The sequence below is a fragment of the Serratia sp. LS-1 genome, from assembly GCF_003719595.1.
GTDB classification, from domain to species: Bacteria; Pseudomonadota; Gammaproteobacteria; order Enterobacterales; family Enterobacteriaceae; genus Serratia; species Serratia ureilytica.
Window position 1 is genome coordinate 2,421,765 of the sequence record NZ_CP033504.1, and the last position, 13,154, is coordinate 2,434,918.

The 13,154-nt window shown below is 61.2% G+C and carries 16 protein-coding genes; 5 read left to right on the forward strand and 11 right to left on the reverse strand.

Annotated elements, in window-relative coordinates; all coding sequences use genetic code 11:
• From fliQ to sra, 3 genes are all read left to right on the forward strand, one after another.
• Nucleotides 1-270 carry a flagellar biosynthesis protein FliQ gene (gene fliQ / locus EDY99_RS11715; protein ID WP_004934803.1) on the forward strand — a complete coding sequence of 90 codons (270 nt, stop codon included), beginning with the start codon at nucleotides 1-3 and terminating at the stop codon, nucleotides 268-270.
• Between the two features lie 2 nt (nucleotides 271-272).
• The gene (gene fliR / locus EDY99_RS11720; RefSeq protein ID WP_033632754.1) at nucleotides 273-1,055 is read left to right on the forward strand and encodes a flagellar biosynthetic protein FliR; all 783 of its coding nucleotides are present in this window, start codon (nucleotides 273-275) and stop codon (nucleotides 1,053-1,055) included.
• A gap of 353 nt (nucleotides 1,056-1,408) precedes the next feature.
• Nucleotides 1,409-1,543: a stationary-phase-induced ribosome-associated protein gene (gene sra / locus EDY99_RS24735; RefSeq protein ID WP_004934807.1), complete on the forward strand. Its 135-nt coding sequence runs from the start codon at nucleotides 1,409-1,411 to the stop codon at nucleotides 1,541-1,543.
• A gap of 272 nt (nucleotides 1,544-1,815) precedes the next feature.
• On the opposite strand, the gene flgL is transcribed toward sra, so the two are convergent.
• The 11 genes from flgL to flgB form a co-directional block, all read right to left on the reverse strand.
• Nucleotides 1,816-2,775: a flagellar hook-associated protein FlgL gene (gene flgL, locus EDY99_RS11725; RefSeq protein WP_033643518.1), complete on the reverse strand. Its 960-nt coding sequence runs from the start codon at nucleotides 2,773-2,775 to the stop codon at nucleotides 1,816-1,818.
• Nucleotides 2,776-2,834: 59 nt separating this feature from the next.
• Nucleotides 2,835-4,484 carry a flagellar hook-associated protein FlgK gene (gene flgK, locus EDY99_RS11730; protein WP_033643519.1) on the reverse strand — a complete coding sequence of 550 codons (1,650 nt, stop codon included), beginning with the start codon at nucleotides 4,482-4,484 and terminating at the stop codon, nucleotides 2,835-2,837.
• A gap of 206 nt (nucleotides 4,485-4,690) precedes the next feature.
• Nucleotides 4,691-5,635: a flagellar assembly peptidoglycan hydrolase FlgJ gene (gene flgJ / locus EDY99_RS11735; protein ID WP_033643520.1), complete on the reverse strand. Its 945-nt coding sequence runs from the start codon at nucleotides 5,633-5,635 to the stop codon at nucleotides 4,691-4,693.
• Nucleotides 5,635-6,735: a flagellar basal body P-ring protein FlgI gene (locus tag EDY99_RS11740; RefSeq protein WP_004934816.1), complete on the reverse strand. Its 1,101-nt coding sequence runs from the start codon at nucleotides 6,733-6,735 to the stop codon at nucleotides 5,635-5,637. The genes flgJ and EDY99_RS11740 overlap by 1 nt, the downstream gene beginning before the upstream one ends.
• Before the next feature lie 10 nt (nucleotides 6,736-6,745).
• Nucleotides 6,746-7,447, reverse strand: a complete 702-nt coding sequence (flgH, locus tag EDY99_RS11745; RefSeq protein ID WP_004934817.1) for a flagellar basal body L-ring protein FlgH — start codon at nucleotides 7,445-7,447, stop codon at nucleotides 6,746-6,748.
• 83 nt (nucleotides 7,448-7,530) lie between these two features.
• Nucleotides 7,531-8,313 (reverse strand): flagellar basal-body rod protein FlgG, encoded by a 783-nt coding sequence (gene flgG, locus EDY99_RS11750; RefSeq protein WP_004934819.1) that lies wholly within the window; start codon nucleotides 8,311-8,313, stop codon nucleotides 7,531-7,533.
• 18 nt (nucleotides 8,314-8,331) lie between these two features.
• Nucleotides 8,332-9,087 (reverse strand): flagellar basal body rod protein FlgF, encoded by a 756-nt coding sequence (locus tag EDY99_RS11755; protein WP_108680981.1) that lies wholly within the window; start codon nucleotides 9,085-9,087, stop codon nucleotides 8,332-8,334.
• Nucleotides 9,088-9,099: 12 nt separating this feature from the next.
• Entirely contained in the window at nucleotides 9,100-10,323 is a 1,224-nt protein-coding gene (gene flgE / locus EDY99_RS11760) for a flagellar hook protein FlgE (protein ID WP_033643522.1), read from the reverse strand.
• Nucleotides 10,324-10,377: 54 nt separating this feature from the next.
• Nucleotides 10,378-11,055, reverse strand: coding sequence for a flagellar hook assembly protein FlgD (gene flgD, locus EDY99_RS11765; RefSeq protein WP_033643523.1), 678 nt, complete (start codon nucleotides 11,053-11,055; stop codon nucleotides 10,378-10,380).
• A gap of 12 nt (nucleotides 11,056-11,067) precedes the next feature.
• On the reverse strand, nucleotides 11,068-11,472 hold the full coding sequence (gene flgC, locus EDY99_RS11770) for a flagellar basal body rod protein FlgC (RefSeq protein WP_004934826.1): 405 nt from the start codon (nucleotides 11,470-11,472) through the stop codon (nucleotides 11,068-11,070).
• A gap of 5 nt (nucleotides 11,473-11,477) precedes the next feature.
• Entirely contained in the window at nucleotides 11,478-11,891 is a 414-nt protein-coding gene (gene flgB, locus EDY99_RS11775; protein WP_033643526.1) for a flagellar basal body rod protein FlgB, read from the reverse strand.
• Nucleotides 11,892-12,051: 160 nt separating this feature from the next.
• On the opposite strand from flgB, the gene flgA reads away from it, so the two are divergent.
• Nucleotides 12,052-12,705, forward strand: a complete 654-nt coding sequence (flgA, locus tag EDY99_RS11780) for a flagellar basal body P-ring formation chaperone FlgA (RefSeq protein ID WP_033650864.1) — start codon at nucleotides 12,052-12,054, stop codon at nucleotides 12,703-12,705.
• Nucleotides 12,706-12,834: 129 nt separating this feature from the next.
• Nucleotides 12,835-13,146 (forward strand): flagellar biosynthesis anti-sigma factor FlgM, encoded by a 312-nt coding sequence (flgM, locus tag EDY99_RS11785; RefSeq protein WP_004934832.1) that lies wholly within the window; start codon nucleotides 12,835-12,837, stop codon nucleotides 13,144-13,146.
• Nucleotides 13,147-13,154: the final 8 nt, after the last annotated feature.

A 13,154-nucleotide genomic window follows, 5' to 3' on the forward strand; every position in this document is an offset into this window, starting at 1 on the left:
ATGACACCTGAATCGGTTATGGCGCTCGGCACCGAGGCGATGAAAGTCGCGCTGGCGCTGGCCGCCCCGCTGCTGCTGGCGGCGCTGATCAGCGGCCTGGTCGTCAGCCTGCTGCAGGCCGCCACCCAGATCAACGAAATGACGCTGTCGTTCATCCCTAAAATTCTGGCGGTGGTGGCCACCATCATCATCGCCGGCCCCTGGATGTTGAATCTGTTGCTGGACTACATGCGCACCCTGTTCAGCAACCTGCCTACCCTGATCGGCTGACCGTGCTCACCTTCGACAGCGCCCAGCTCACCGTCTGGCTCAGCCACTACTTTTGGCCGCTGCTGCGCATTCTGGCGCTGATAAGCACCGCGCCGATATTCAGCGAAAAGCAAATCAGCAAAAAGGTCAAAATCGGCCTTGGCGGGCTGATCGTCATCCTGATTGCGCCGACGCTGCCCGCCAGCAATATTCCCATCTTCTCCGCCGCCGGCCTGTGGCTGGCGATTCAGCAGATTCTGATCGGCGTGGCGCTCGGATTGACCATGCAGTTCGCCTTCGCGGCGGTGCGCCTGGCGGGGGAAGTGATCGGCATGCAGATGGGACTGTCGTTCGCCACTTTCTTCGATCCCAGCGGCGGCCCGAACATGCCGGTGCTGGCGCGCCTGCTCAACCTGCTGGCGATGTTGCTGTTCCTCAGCTTTGACGGCCATCTGTGGCTGATTTCGCTGCTGGCGGACAGCTTCCATACCCTGCCGATCCAAACGCAGCCGCTGAACGGCAACGGCTTCCTGGTGTTGACTCAGGTCGGCTCGCTGATCTTCATCAACGGCATGATGCTGGCATTGCCGCTGATCTGCCTGCTGTTGACGCTCAACATGGCGCTCGGCCTGCTCAACCGCATGACGCCACAGCTGTCGGTCTTCGTGATCGGTTTCCCGGTCACCATGACCTTCGGCATCATGACGCTGGGTATGATGATGCCGATGTTGGCGCCGTTCTGTGAGCACCTGTTCGGTGAAATCTTCGATCGACTGGCGGCGGTGATCGGCGGCATGACCTTCTGAGCCCCTGCGGCTCCTTCCTTTCCCCCTCTTCCGCCTGAGACAAAATGGCAATAAAAACGCTTTCTTGGGACAAAAGCCTGAGAAACGTCTTTTATCCGGATTAAGGTTCAAATGTCTCCGGCGGCTTGAATAAATAAAACCCCAACCTAAAATAGACCCGGTAGAAAATATCGCCCGCACCCCATCAGTCACCCGCAGCGATAATATAAACTTATTGGTTAGAGAAAAATAAAATAACGCAGCCACGCAGAGTTAAATGCGCGGCAGATAACTTACACCCTGAATAAATGCGTCCGGCAGCCTGCCGGTTGCAGGGCGCAGCATCGACCTTTGCTAACTACAGGAGCGAGATCATGATTAAAGCGAAAAGCAACCGCAAAGCACGCCGATTATTCGGCATGGCCCACTGGAAAAGCAACAAATTTAAAGTTGCCATCAGCGAAACGGCCGCCGGTGAAAAATGGAAAGTGGTGAAGAAAAAGAAATAGCACCGATATTTATCGTCAGGGAAATAATATCCATCGTGATTTTTCCACCGCTGATTTCAATAATGTCATCGCGCATTAAACAGGGGTGACAATCGTATTATTTCTTCCCTGATGAAAAAAAGGCGCGTCACTCAGTCAGTAGTGGGAGAACGAGCGACGCGCCAAACGAGTGCGCCCGGTTTCAAGAAGCCTCCCTCCCCGCGGGGCGGAGAAGGCGTTTTCTAAGCGCACTAAAGGGAAACCCGTCGCGGTCAGGCAACGGGGTATTGCTCTTAACGATTCATCTGGAACAACGACATGCCCTGCATATCGCTGAAGGTTTTGTACGACGCCTGCAGCGCCGCCTGCTGCATGAAGTAGGACGAGATAGACTCGGCCAGGTCGGCATCCGTCAGCGCGCTCATCTGGATCTGATTGGTCATGTCACGCTCTTTACCGATGCTGTCCAACTGATCCATCTCCTGCAGCTGGCTGCCCAGCTCGGCGCGCACGCTCAGCACGTTGTTGTAGGAGTTGTCCAGACCGCGGTTGGCTTTCGCCAGCGCATCGTTCACCTGCTGCTTGGTGGCCTCGTCGGCGCCCTGCAGCGGGGTTTTCAGCGCGTTCAGCGCAATATCGATGCTCTCGAATACGTTGCTGACCGGCGCGCTGCCGTCCGGCTCGGGCTTCGGATTGCTGGTCAACGACATGAACACCGCGTTGCCGGTATGGCCGATGGTCATGGTGCGGTTAGCGTCCACTTTCTGCTCAACCGTCTTGTCGCCGCCCTGGTAACTGACGGTGCCGCCGTTGTCGACGAACGGCGCCTTGTCGTTCACATACCCGCCGAACATATAGCGGCCGTTGCCGTCGGTGCTGTTGGCCTGGTTCAGCAGCTGATCTTTCAACCCCTGCAGCTGGGTGGCCAGCGACTGGCGATCGTTATCGCTTTCGGTGCCGCCGGCGTTGACGATCAACGCCTTCATGTCCGCGATGGTGGAGGTCGCGCCGGCCAATACCGTTTCTTCCATCGACACGTTCTGACGGGCGAAGGTGCGCGCCAGCGTGTATTGACTGTTTTCCGCCTGCGACTGCGACAGCATCACCGCGCGCGACGCCGCCAATGGATCGTCGGACGGGTTGATCACTCGCTTGCCGGAGGAAAGCTGCTCGGCGGCCTTCATGAACAGCGACTGGTTGCCCGTGATGCCGTTCATGTTTTGTTGGTACATCATGCCGGTACTCATGCGCATGCTGTGGGTTCCTTACTCTGAGCGACCGGCGCCGTTATCGGCGCCGATTAACAATGAAATCAACGAATGTTCAGCAGCGCGTCGAACAGCGAGCTGGCGGTCTGAATCACCTGCGCGTTGGCCATGTAGTACTGCTGGAAACGCAGCAGTTCACCGTACTCTTCGTCAAGGTTGACGCCGGACATCGACTGCTGTTGCGCGCCCAGCTGGGTGACGATTTTGGCCTGCGACGTGGCGATGGCCTTGGCGGCGGCGGTCTGGTTGCCGACGCCGCTGACGATGCCGGCGTAAGCGCCGCTCAGGGTCGCTTTGCCGTCCACCAGGTTTTTGGTTTGCAGATCCAGCAGTTTCTTGGCGTTCTCGTTATCGCCGCGGCCGCTGTCGTCTTTACCGGCGGCGGCGATCTTGGACGAATCGGTGATGGCCACTTTCAGGTTGCCCGCCACGTCGCTGACCGGTTTCACGGTGAAGCTGTCTTTGGCCTGCGCATTGCCGTCGATGCTCACTTCCAACCCGTCGAAGTTCAGCGTCGGTTTACCGTCGGCGCTGGTGCCCGGCGTCGCGTTGACTTTCACGTTGTCCGGCAGGCGGCTGACCTGCCAGTTGCTGCCGTCGAACTCGACGCGATAATCGTTGGCCTTCACCTTGCCGGTATCGGTGTAAGAGACCGACAGCGACGCGTCGCCAGTGTTGCGGGTGTTATCCACCACCCGGCCGCCGCTGAAGCTGAAGAAGTCGCCGCCCGCGTCACCGTTCAGATCGAAGCCGGCGCGATGCTGTTGGTTAAAGCTGTCCGCCATCGCCAGCGCCAACTGGCCCAGCTGATTGCGCACGCCGTCCAGCGTTTCGCTGCGGAATTTCAGCACGCCGCTCAACGTGCCGCTGGTGATCTGGCCTTCCGGCACTTCGCTGGCGCCGTTGCCGCGGTTATAGCCGATGGTCAGACGGGAAGGATCGCTGCTGGAAGGCACGGCTTCCACCTGATACGTATTGCTGCCCTGCACCAGGGTTAAACCGTTGGCGAAGGAAACGGTATAGGCGTCGCCGTCCTGTTGCGTGACCTGTACGCCCACCAGCTGGTTCAATTCGGTGACCAGCTGATCGCGCTGATCCAGCAACGCATTCGGTTCGCCGCCGGCGCTGCCGCGCAAACGGGTGATCTCGTCGTTCAGCTTGGCGATCTGTTGGCCGTAGCTGTTGATCTGCTGCGCCGTATCGCTGATCTGCTGATTGACGCCGTTGTCCATGTCGCGCAGGAATTTGTCGGTGTTGTTGAACTGGTTCACCAGGCCGTTGGCCTTGCCCAGCACCGTCTGGCGCGCGGCGTCGTCACCGGCGTTGCTCACCAGGTTCTGCAGGTTGGTAAAGAAATCCTGCATGTTGGTCGACAGCGGGTTGGTCTTGCTCGCCAACAGGTTGTCGATCTGCGAAATCTTCTCGTAATAGGCGTTTTGCGCCCCGAACGCGCTTTGCGCGCCGCGCAGCTGGTTGGTGATGAACTGGTTGTACTCGCGGTTAACGCTGGTGACGGTCACGCCGTTGCCGATAAAGCCGCTCATGGTGGCCATGCCGCCGTTCTGCGCCAGGATCGCGGTCTGACGGTTGTAGCCCGCCACGTTGTAGTTGGAGATGTTGTTGCTGACGGTACTGAGCGCCACCTGAGCCGCATTCAGCCCGCTCATCGCGGTATTGATTAAGCTATTGGACATCGGAATTCCTTATGCTGCGGCGCCGGTGGCCCACAGGGTTCTTAATTGAGCTGCTGAGCCTGTTCGCTCAGCCTGTTTCGGTTATCGGCAAAAATGAGAAGAACTTGAGGAAAAAAAGCGGCAATGCGGTCAGCATCCAGCGAGCCTCCATTGCCGCCTACCCCCTAAATAATTGGCGCCGCAGCGGCGTCAAGAATGACGGGGATTTAGAACAAATCTTTCAGATCGTGGGTGTAAGCTTTCACCGCCTGTTCCCCCGCGCTCTTCATCTGCTGAATCACGCTGACCAACTTGCTGGCGTACTGGGGATCGGTGGCGTACCCGGCGCGCTGCAGCGCATGCGCCGCCTGCTCCGGGCTGCGCGCGGCGGCCACGTCGGCGTAGCGCGGGTTGTTGGTCAGCAGTTTGACGTAATCGGCGATCGCTTCGACGTACGACCCGTAAACGCGGAACTTCGCCTTCACCTTCTTCGCCGCGCCCTGTTCGAACTCGGTGGTGGTGATCTCCGTCACCGGCCCGCTCCAGCTGCCGCCGGCCTTGATGCCGAACAGGTTGTAGCTCGGCGTGCCGTCTGAGGTTGGGATCTCGCGCTGCCCCCAGCCGGATTCCAGCGCCGCCTGCGCGACGATCAGCTGATGCGGAATGCCGCTCTGCTGGCTGGCGACCTTCGCCGGTATCGACAGACGAGCGACGAAGTTGCCGTTGTTGAGCGACAGCGGCGCGGCGGCCGGCGGGGCTTTCGGCATCGCGCGGCGCACCATCTGCTCCAGCGCCTGGTTCGGCAGCGTTTGCAGCACCTCGTTGTCCAGCGCCATCGGCGACATGCCCGCGGTTTCGCTCGGCACCGCGTTGGCGTTGCTCATCTGCTTGACCATCATGTCGGCCAGCCCCAGCCCTTTTTGCGACATCTGCTGGGCGATTTGCTGATCGTACATCGAGGTATAGAGCCGCGTTTGATCGCTGCTCAACACCCCGTCCTGCGGCAAGGCGGAACGCATGCTTTTCAGCATCATCTGCACGAACATGCCTTCCACCTGCTGGGCCACCTGCTTGAGGTTGCCCTGCGGGTCGGCCGCCGCGTCGCGCTTCAGGCCGTTCAGCGCCTGGGCGTCATAGGCCGCGCCCGACATCGCCATCAGATCGCCCGCCATCAGATGATTTCCAGCTTGGCGCGCAGGCAGCCGGCGCTCTGCATCGCCTGCAGGATCGACATCAGATCGATCGGCGTGGCGCCCAGCGCGTTCAGCGCGCGAATGACGTTGTTCAGGTTGGCGCTGGCGTTCACCTTCTGCAGCGACCCGCCCTGCTGTTGCACCGAAATCTGGGTGTTTGGCGTCACCACCGTTTGGCCGCCGCCGAACGGCGTCGTCGGTTGGCTGACGGTATTTTGCCGATCGACCACCACCGACAGGTTGCCCTGGGCGACGGCGCAGGAATCGAGGATCACATCGCGGTTCATCACCACCGACCCGGTGCGCGAGTTGATGATCACTTTGGCGTCCATCGCGCCGACGTTGACGGTGATGTTTTGAATCTCCGCCAGGAAGCGCACCTGAGAGCTGTTGCCCTGCGGCACCAGCACCTGGATCGTGCGGGCGTCGAGCGGCGTCGCGGTGCCGCCGCCGCGTTGGCGGTTGATGGCGTCGCTGATCTGCTGCGCCAGCGTGAAGTCTTCGTCATTCAGCTGCAGGTTGAGTACGCCGCCGCTGCCGAAGGTGGTCGGCAGCTCGCGCTCAATGGTGGCGCCGTTGCTGATGCGCCCGCCCGCCAGCTGGTTGACCTGCACGCTGCTGCCGCCGGCCGCCGCGCCCGCGCCGCCGACCAGCACGTTGCCCTGCGCCAGCGCATAGACCTGGTTATCCACGCCTTTCAGCGGCGTCATCAGCAAGGTGCCGCCACGCAGGCTCTTGGCGTTGCCCATTGATGAGACCACCACGTCGATATTCTGCCCGGCGCGCGAGAACGGCGGCAGTTTGGCGGTCACCATCACCGCCGCCACGTTTTTCAGCTGCATGTTGGTGCCCGGCGGCACGGTGATGCCCAGCTGCGACAGCATGTTGCTCAGGCTTTGGGTGGTGAACGGCGTCTGCATGGTCTGGTCGCCGGAGCCGTCCAGCCCCACCACCAGGCCGTAGCCGATCAGGGCGTTGTCTCGCACGCCCTGCACCGTCACCAGATCGCGGATGCGCTCCGCCGCCGCCGGCAAGCACACCAGCCCGACGCACAGCGCGATAAACCATTTTTTCAGCATCAGTCAATCCTTAGAACGGTGAAACATTTAAGAAGAAGCGCTGCAGCCAGCCCATGGTCTGCGCTTCGTTGATATAGCCATTGCCGACGTATTCGATCCGCGCGTCCGCCACCTGCGTCGAGGTGACCGAGTTGTTGCCGCTGATGGTGCGCGGGTTGACGACGCCGGAGAAACGAATGAATTCGGTGCCCTGGTTGATGGCGATCTGCTTTTCCCCCACCACGTGCAGGTTGCCGTTGGCCAGCACCTGGTTGACCGTCACCGTAATGGTGCCGTTGAAGGTGTTGTTGGCGTTGGCGCCGCCCTTGCCGCCGAAGGTGCTGTCGCCGGAAATGTCCATATCGGCGCGCGCATTGCCCAACAGGCCGTCAAGGTAGCGCGGCGAGGTGGCGACGCCGAACTTGCTGGCGCCGTTGCGGCTGGCATTGGCGGAGGAGCTCTTGCTGGCGCTGACGTTTTCCTGCAGCACGATGGTCAGGGTGTCGCCGACGTTGCGCGGACGGCGGTCTTCGAACAGCGGCTGATAGCCGTAGTTCATCGGCTGCACCGTCTGGAAGATCGAGCCGTTCGGCATCGGCGCGCTGGCCGGCGCGGGCTGCGCCGTGGTCGCACCGTCCACCAGCGGTTTATGCGGAATATAAGCGCAGCCGCTCAGCGTCAGCATCACCATTCCCGCCAGCCAGCGTTGTCCCTGCCGCGGCAGGATTGCCATCGAATATGTGGTTACCACGGGTATCGCCTTTGTTTCACGAAAGAGAATGACGGGCGCGGCAAGCCGGGCCCGTCAATGACAGATTACAGTTGCGTCAGCTTTTGCAGCATCTGATCGGAAGTCGATACCGCTTTGCTGTTGATCTCGTAAGCGCGCTGAGTCTGGATCATGTTGACCAGCTCTTCCGCCACGTTAACGTTGGAGGTCTCCACGTAGCCCTGATACAGCAGACCGGCGCCGTTCAGCCCCGGCGTGCTTTCGTTCGGCGCGCCCGAGCTTTCGGTTTCCTGATACAGATTCTCGCCCACGCTCTCCAGACCGCTGTCGTTGACAAAGGTCGTCAGCGTCAGTTGACCCACCTGCTGGGCGGCGGTTTGCCCCTGCTGGGTGACGCTGACGATGCCGTCGCGGCCGACGGTGATGGACAGCGCGTTAGCCGGAATGGTGATCGCCGGCTGCACCTGGAAACCGCTGGAAGTGACCAACTGGCCGTTCTGATCGATCTGGAACGAGCCGTCGCGCGTGTAGGCCTGGGTGCCGTCCGGCAACATCACCTGGAAGAACCCCTGCCCCTTGATGGCGACGTCTTTGCTGTTGTTGGTCTGCGACAGGTTGCCCTGGCTGTGCAGCCGCTCGGTCGCCACCGGACGCACGCCGGTGCCGATCTGCAGACCGGAAGGCAGCGTGGTCTGCTCGGAGGACTGCGCCCCCGGCTGACGCATGGTCTGGTACAGCAGATCTTCAAATACCGCACGCTGGCGTTTGAAGCCGTTGGTGCTGACGTTCGCCAGGTTGTTGGCGATCACGTCCATGTTGGTCTGCTGCGCGTCCAGACCGGTTTTGGCAATCCATAAGGATGGAATCATCGGTTATTTCCTTGCTGCTTAGCTCACTGAGAGCAGTGAGTTGGCACGCTGTTCGTTTTCATCCACGCTGTGGATGACCTTCATTTGCATTTCAAAACGGCGGGCGTTGGCGATCATGTCGACCATGGTCTCCATCGGCTTGACGTTGCTGCCTTCCAGCACCCCGGGCATCACCCGCACCTGCGGATCGTTTTGCAACTGATTGCCGCGCAGCTGTTGGGTTTCCGGCGTCAGGCGGAACAGCCCGTCGTCACCGCGCATCACTTCACGCGCGTCGGCTTTCACCAGCTTCAGGCGGCCGATCTGCGCGATGGTGTTCGGCGGATCGCCGGCGTTCAGCGCCGAAATGGTGCCGTCGGCGGCGATGGTGATCTCCGCCGACGGCGGCACCTCGATCGGCCCCCCGTCGCCCATCACCGGCAGCCCCTGCACCGTCAACTGCCCGTTGGAGGAGATCTGGATGTTGCCGTTGCGGGTATAGGCTTCACCGCCGCCCGGCAGGCTCACCGCCAGGAAACCGTCCTGCTGCAGCGCCACATCCAGCGGGCGCGCCGTATAGTTCAGCGCCCCCTGGCTCATGTCGGCGCCCGGCGTCGACGCGGCCACCAAGGTGCGCGTCGCCAGGCTCGGCCCGTCAACCGGCACAGCGCGCAGCGCGGCGAGCTGGGCGCGAAAGCCCGGCGTCGACGCGTTGGCCAGGTTGTTGGCGGTAATGGACTGCTGCTCCAGCGTTTGGCGAGCCGCGCCCATCGCGGTATAAATCGCGTGATCCATAACTCGACCCTATTAGCGCAGGCTAACCAACGTCTGCAGAATGGAGTCCTGCGTCTTGATGGTCTGGGCGTTGGACTGATAGTTACGCTGTGCGACGATCATGTTCACCAGCTCCTGGCTCAGATCGACGTTGGAAGACTCCAGCGCGCCGCTGGTCAGCTTGCCTAAGCCGCCGCCGCCCGCAAGACCGACGCGCGGCTGGCCGGACGCGCCGGTTTCCTGCCAAACGTTATCGCCCTGCGACGCCAGTCCTTCCGGGTTGGAGAAGTTAGCCATGACGATCTGGCCCAACAGCTGGGTTTGCTGGTTGGAGTAGACGCCCACGATGGTGCCGTCGTTGTTGATCTGATAGCCCGTGTATTCACCGGCGGCATAACCGTCCTGCGATACCTTGCTCACCGAGTCGCTGCTCACGTTCTGCTGCATGCTGCCGGCGAAGCTCAGGGTGAAGTTTTGCGCCGGCGCGCCGTCTTTGGCGGTCATCGGGATCACCATGCTGAACTCGCCCGGCGCGCCGTTGGTGCTGGTGGTTTTCACCAGGGTACCGCTGGTGCTGAACTCCATGGTGCCGGCGTTCACTGGCGCTGCGCTGCCGTCCTGGGTGTAGACCTGCCATTTATTGTCTTCGGTCTTCACGAAGTAAGCGTTGATGTTGTGCGCGTTACCCAGCGAGTCGTAGGCGGTGATGGTATTGGTATAGTTGTAGCTGTCCTGTTTGGTCGGATCGAAGGTCTTGTTTTCCGGCACCTTATGGGTCGACATCAGGTTGGCGACCATCTGGCCGGAAGTGGACGCTTTCGCGTTCATCATGCCTTCAGGAATGCTCAACGGCACCGGGTTGGCGCCCTGCTGAATGGTCGGCGGGGAGCCGGCCGCCGGATAGCCGGTCAGCTGCAGACCCTGCATGTTGGTCAGATTGCGGTTCTCGTCCAGCTTGAACTGGCCGTTGCGGGTATAGAAGATGCCGCCGTCTTTATCCTGCATGCGGAAAAAGCCGTTGCCGTTGATGGCCACATCCAATGAACGGCTGGTGCCGGTGGTGGTGCCGCCCTTGAAGTTCTGGGTGATGCCGGACACTTTGACGCCCAGACCGACCTGCGAACCGGCGAACATGTCGGCAAAGGAGACGCTGCCGGATTTGAAGCCCGCCGTCGCGGAGTTGGCGATGTTGTTACCGATCACGTCCAGGTTGGTTGCTGCCGCGTTCAAGCCGCTGACTGCCTGAGAAAAGGCCATGTTATTCTCCGAATAGTGGTCAGGCTATCGTCCGATTGAGCCTGATGCTTAGGGTTATAAGATCTGTCGCACGTCTTCCAGGGTGGCGTTGCCCGCCAGACCGAGATCCAGCTTGGCGCCGTTGCCGTCGCGGATCACGCCGTTCACCAGGCCGAAGTGCAGGCTGCGCGCCACCAACTGCTCGCCGTTGCCTTTGGCGTTAATCGCCACTTTGTAGGCGCCGTCGGGCGCGGTGGAGCCGTCATCCAGCGAACCGTCCCAGGTGAAGGCATGCACGCCGGCGGTCAGACCGCCGATTTCGATGGTGCGCACCACCTGCCCGCTGGCGTTGGTGATGGTGGCGGTTACCTGATCGGCGGCGCGCTCCAGTTCCACGCCGAACGGCGTGGTGCTGACTTTGCCGTCCTTGCTGCCGACCAGAATGTTGCTGCCCGGCACCATCACGCCGTGGCCGATCAGCGCGGTGGCCTGCAGCGACTGATTGCTGTTGATCTGACCGGAGATCGACCCCAGCGTGGTGTTGAGTTTTTCGATGCCCTGAACGGTGTTGATCTGCGCCAGCTGCGAGGTCAGTTCGTTGTTCTGCATCGGATTGGTCGGGTCCTGGTTTTTCAACTGCGCCACCAGCAGCGTCAGGAAGCTGTTGTGCAGATCCTGGCTGTTGGTATTTTTGCTGTTGTTACCGATGACGGTATTGTCCAACGACTCGTTCGTGGTTGGGGCGATAGCCATGGAAACCTCCGGTTACTGACCCAGCGTCAGGGTTTTCATCATCATCGACTTGGTGGTGTTGAGCACCTCGACGTTGGCCTGATAGCTGCGGGAAGCGGAGATGGTGTTGACCATTTCCCCCACTACGTCAACGTTCGGCATGCGCACATACCCCTTGGCGTCCGCCAGCGGGTTGCCCGGCTGATACACCAAACGCTCGGGCGCCGGATCGTCCACCACCTGGGCAACGCGCACGCCGCCGGTCGGCTGTCCCGGCGCCGCTGCGACCTGGAACACCACCTGCTTGGCGCGGTAAGGTTCGCCGTCCGGGCCGGTCACGCTGTCGGCGTTGGCCATGTTGCTGGCGCTGACGTTCATGCGCTGGGATTGCGCCGATAACGCCGAGCCGGAGATATCAAAAATATTCAGTAAAGACATGCGCCTTATCCTTGTTGCAGTACGGACATCATCCCTTTGATCTGACCGTTGAGCAGCGTCAGGTCGGTCTGATATTTCAGGCTGTTATCGGCAAAGTTGGTGCGTTCGCGATCCATGTCCACCGTGTTGCCGTCCATCGACGGCTGATCCGGCACCCGGAACAGCAGATCGAGCTGCGGCGGCTGCAGGGTCTGCGCCGGGATATGGCGCGCCGCCGTCAGGTTGAGCGCCATGCCGTTGCCGCTGACGCGCCCCTGCTCCATCACTTTGTTCAATTGGCTGGCGAAATCGATATCCCGCGCCTGATAACCCGGTGTGTCTGCGTTGGCGATGTTGGCGGCCAGAATTTCCTGCCGCTGGGCGCGCAAGTTCAGCGCCTCTTGGCCAAAGCGCAGAGCCGCGTCCAGTTTGTCGAGCATGCTCCCTCCGCGAGGTTAGAATTTGGAGTCGACAGCATAAACGCCCCCCGCGCTACCCTATCGCGGGAATAAACGCAAAATGGGGCGCTATTTATCTGCTTAGCCTGCGCGCGCTGCGGGTACACTTACGCGTATCCCGATGAAGCTTGAGAAGATGACGATGAAAGGTAAAATGCTGCTGCTTATCGGCCTGCTGTGCAGTCTGAACGCGCGCGCCGACGATCTGGCGACGCAAATCGAAAGCTTCATCCAAGGCAAGTTCAGCGGCGAACCGGTACAGGTAAAAGTGCGGGTGCGCACGCCGCCGAACCAATGGCCCGCTTGCGAACTGCCGCAGCTGTCGCTGCCGCCCAACGCGCGGATCGGCGGCAACGTCAGCATTTCGGCGCGCTGTGGCCAGGAGCGGCGTTTTATCCAGACGCAGGTGCAGGTGTTCGGCCGCTATCTCGTTTCGGCGCGCGGCATCACCGCCGGCAGCCGGTTGACGGCGGCGGACCTGACGTTGAAAGAAGGTCGGCTCGATACCCTGCCGCCGCGCGCGCTGACCGAAGCGGGCAAAGCGTTAGGCGCCGTCAGCCTGCGCAACATCAGCCCCGGCCAGCCGCTGACCCTCGCCATGCTGCGCCGGGCCTGGATTATCAAGGCCGGGCAACCGGTGCAGGTCAATGCACAGGGCGAAGGATTCAGCATTAGCGGCGCGGGCAAGGCGATGAACAACGCCGCCGCCGAAGACAGCGTGCGCGTGCGCATGGCGTCCGGGCAAATCGTCAGTGGCGTGGTCGGGGACGACGGCGCGATTCGCATTACGTTATAAAAAAGTAAAGGTTCCGCAAACCTTGCCGATAAGACAAATCAAGCAGCATTTTATTGGCCATCAGGGCCGCAACACTTTCATTGCAGCGTCGTCGCCCGAGAGCGGTCACGGCGTAAACGGAGATGGACCATGAGTATCGATCGCACCCAGCGGTTACAGCCGGTTTCCACTGTGCAACCGCGTGAAACCCCGGCCGACAACCCGCTCCAGCCGCGTAAGGCCGCCGTGGCCGAAACCGCCGTCAGCGGTACGCAGGTCAAACTGAGCGAAGCGCAGGCGCGCCTGATGCAGCCGGGCACCCAGGATATCGATATGGGCCGGGTCGAGGCCATCAAGCAGGCGATCCGCAACGGTGAACTGAAGATGGACGCCGGCAAAATCGCCGACGCACTGCTGCAAGACGCGCAGAGCGATGTTCAATGGATCGCCGGACGCGACTGACAACGCGG

Excerpts from the sequence above, each read along its gene's own strand:
- fliQ (WP_004934803.1), top strand. The coding sequence starts at position 1 with ATGACACCTGAATCGGTTATGGCGCTCGGCACCGAGGCGATGAAAGTC.
- sra (WP_004934807.1), top strand. The coding sequence starts at position 1,409 with ATGATTAAAGCGAAAAGCAACCGCAAAGCACGCCGATTATTCGGCATG.
- flgL (WP_033643518.1), bottom strand. The coding sequence starts at position 2,775 with ATGCGCATGAGTACCGGCATGATGTACCAACAAAACATGAACGGCATC.
- flgK (WP_033643519.1), bottom strand. The coding sequence starts at position 4,484 with ATGTCCAATAGCTTAATCAATACCGCGATGAGCGGGCTGAATGCGGCT.
- flgJ (WP_033643520.1), bottom strand. The coding sequence starts at position 5,635 with ATGGCGGGCGATCTGATGGCGATGTCGGGCGCGGCCTATGACGCCCAG.
- EDY99_RS11740 (WP_004934816.1), bottom strand. The coding sequence starts at position 6,735 with ATGCTGAAAAAATGGTTTATCGCGCTGTGCGTCGGGCTGGTGTGCTTG.
- flgH (WP_004934817.1), bottom strand. The coding sequence starts at position 7,447 with ATGGCAATCCTGCCGCGGCAGGGACAACGCTGGCTGGCGGGAATGGTG.
- flgG (WP_004934819.1), bottom strand. The coding sequence starts at position 8,313 with ATGATTCCATCCTTATGGATTGCCAAAACCGGTCTGGACGCGCAGCAG.
- EDY99_RS11755 (WP_108680981.1), bottom strand. The coding sequence starts at position 9,087 with ATGGATCACGCGATTTATACCGCGATGGGCGCGGCTCGCCAAACGCTG.
- flgE (WP_033643522.1), bottom strand. The coding sequence starts at position 10,323 with ATGGCCTTTTCTCAGGCAGTCAGCGGCTTGAACGCGGCAGCAACCAAC.
- flgD (WP_033643523.1), bottom strand. The coding sequence starts at position 11,055 with ATGGCTATCGCCCCAACCACGAACGAGTCGTTGGACAATACCGTCATC.
- flgC (WP_004934826.1), bottom strand. The coding sequence starts at position 11,472 with ATGTCTTTACTGAATATTTTTGATATCTCCGGCTCGGCGTTATCGGCG.
- flgB (WP_033643526.1), bottom strand. The coding sequence starts at position 11,891 with ATGCTCGACAAACTGGACGCGGCTCTGCGCTTTGGCCAAGAGGCGCTG.
- flgA (WP_033650864.1), top strand. The coding sequence starts at position 12,052 with ATGAAAGGTAAAATGCTGCTGCTTATCGGCCTGCTGTGCAGTCTGAAC.
- flgM (WP_004934832.1), top strand. The coding sequence starts at position 12,835 with ATGAGTATCGATCGCACCCAGCGGTTACAGCCGGTTTCCACTGTGCAA.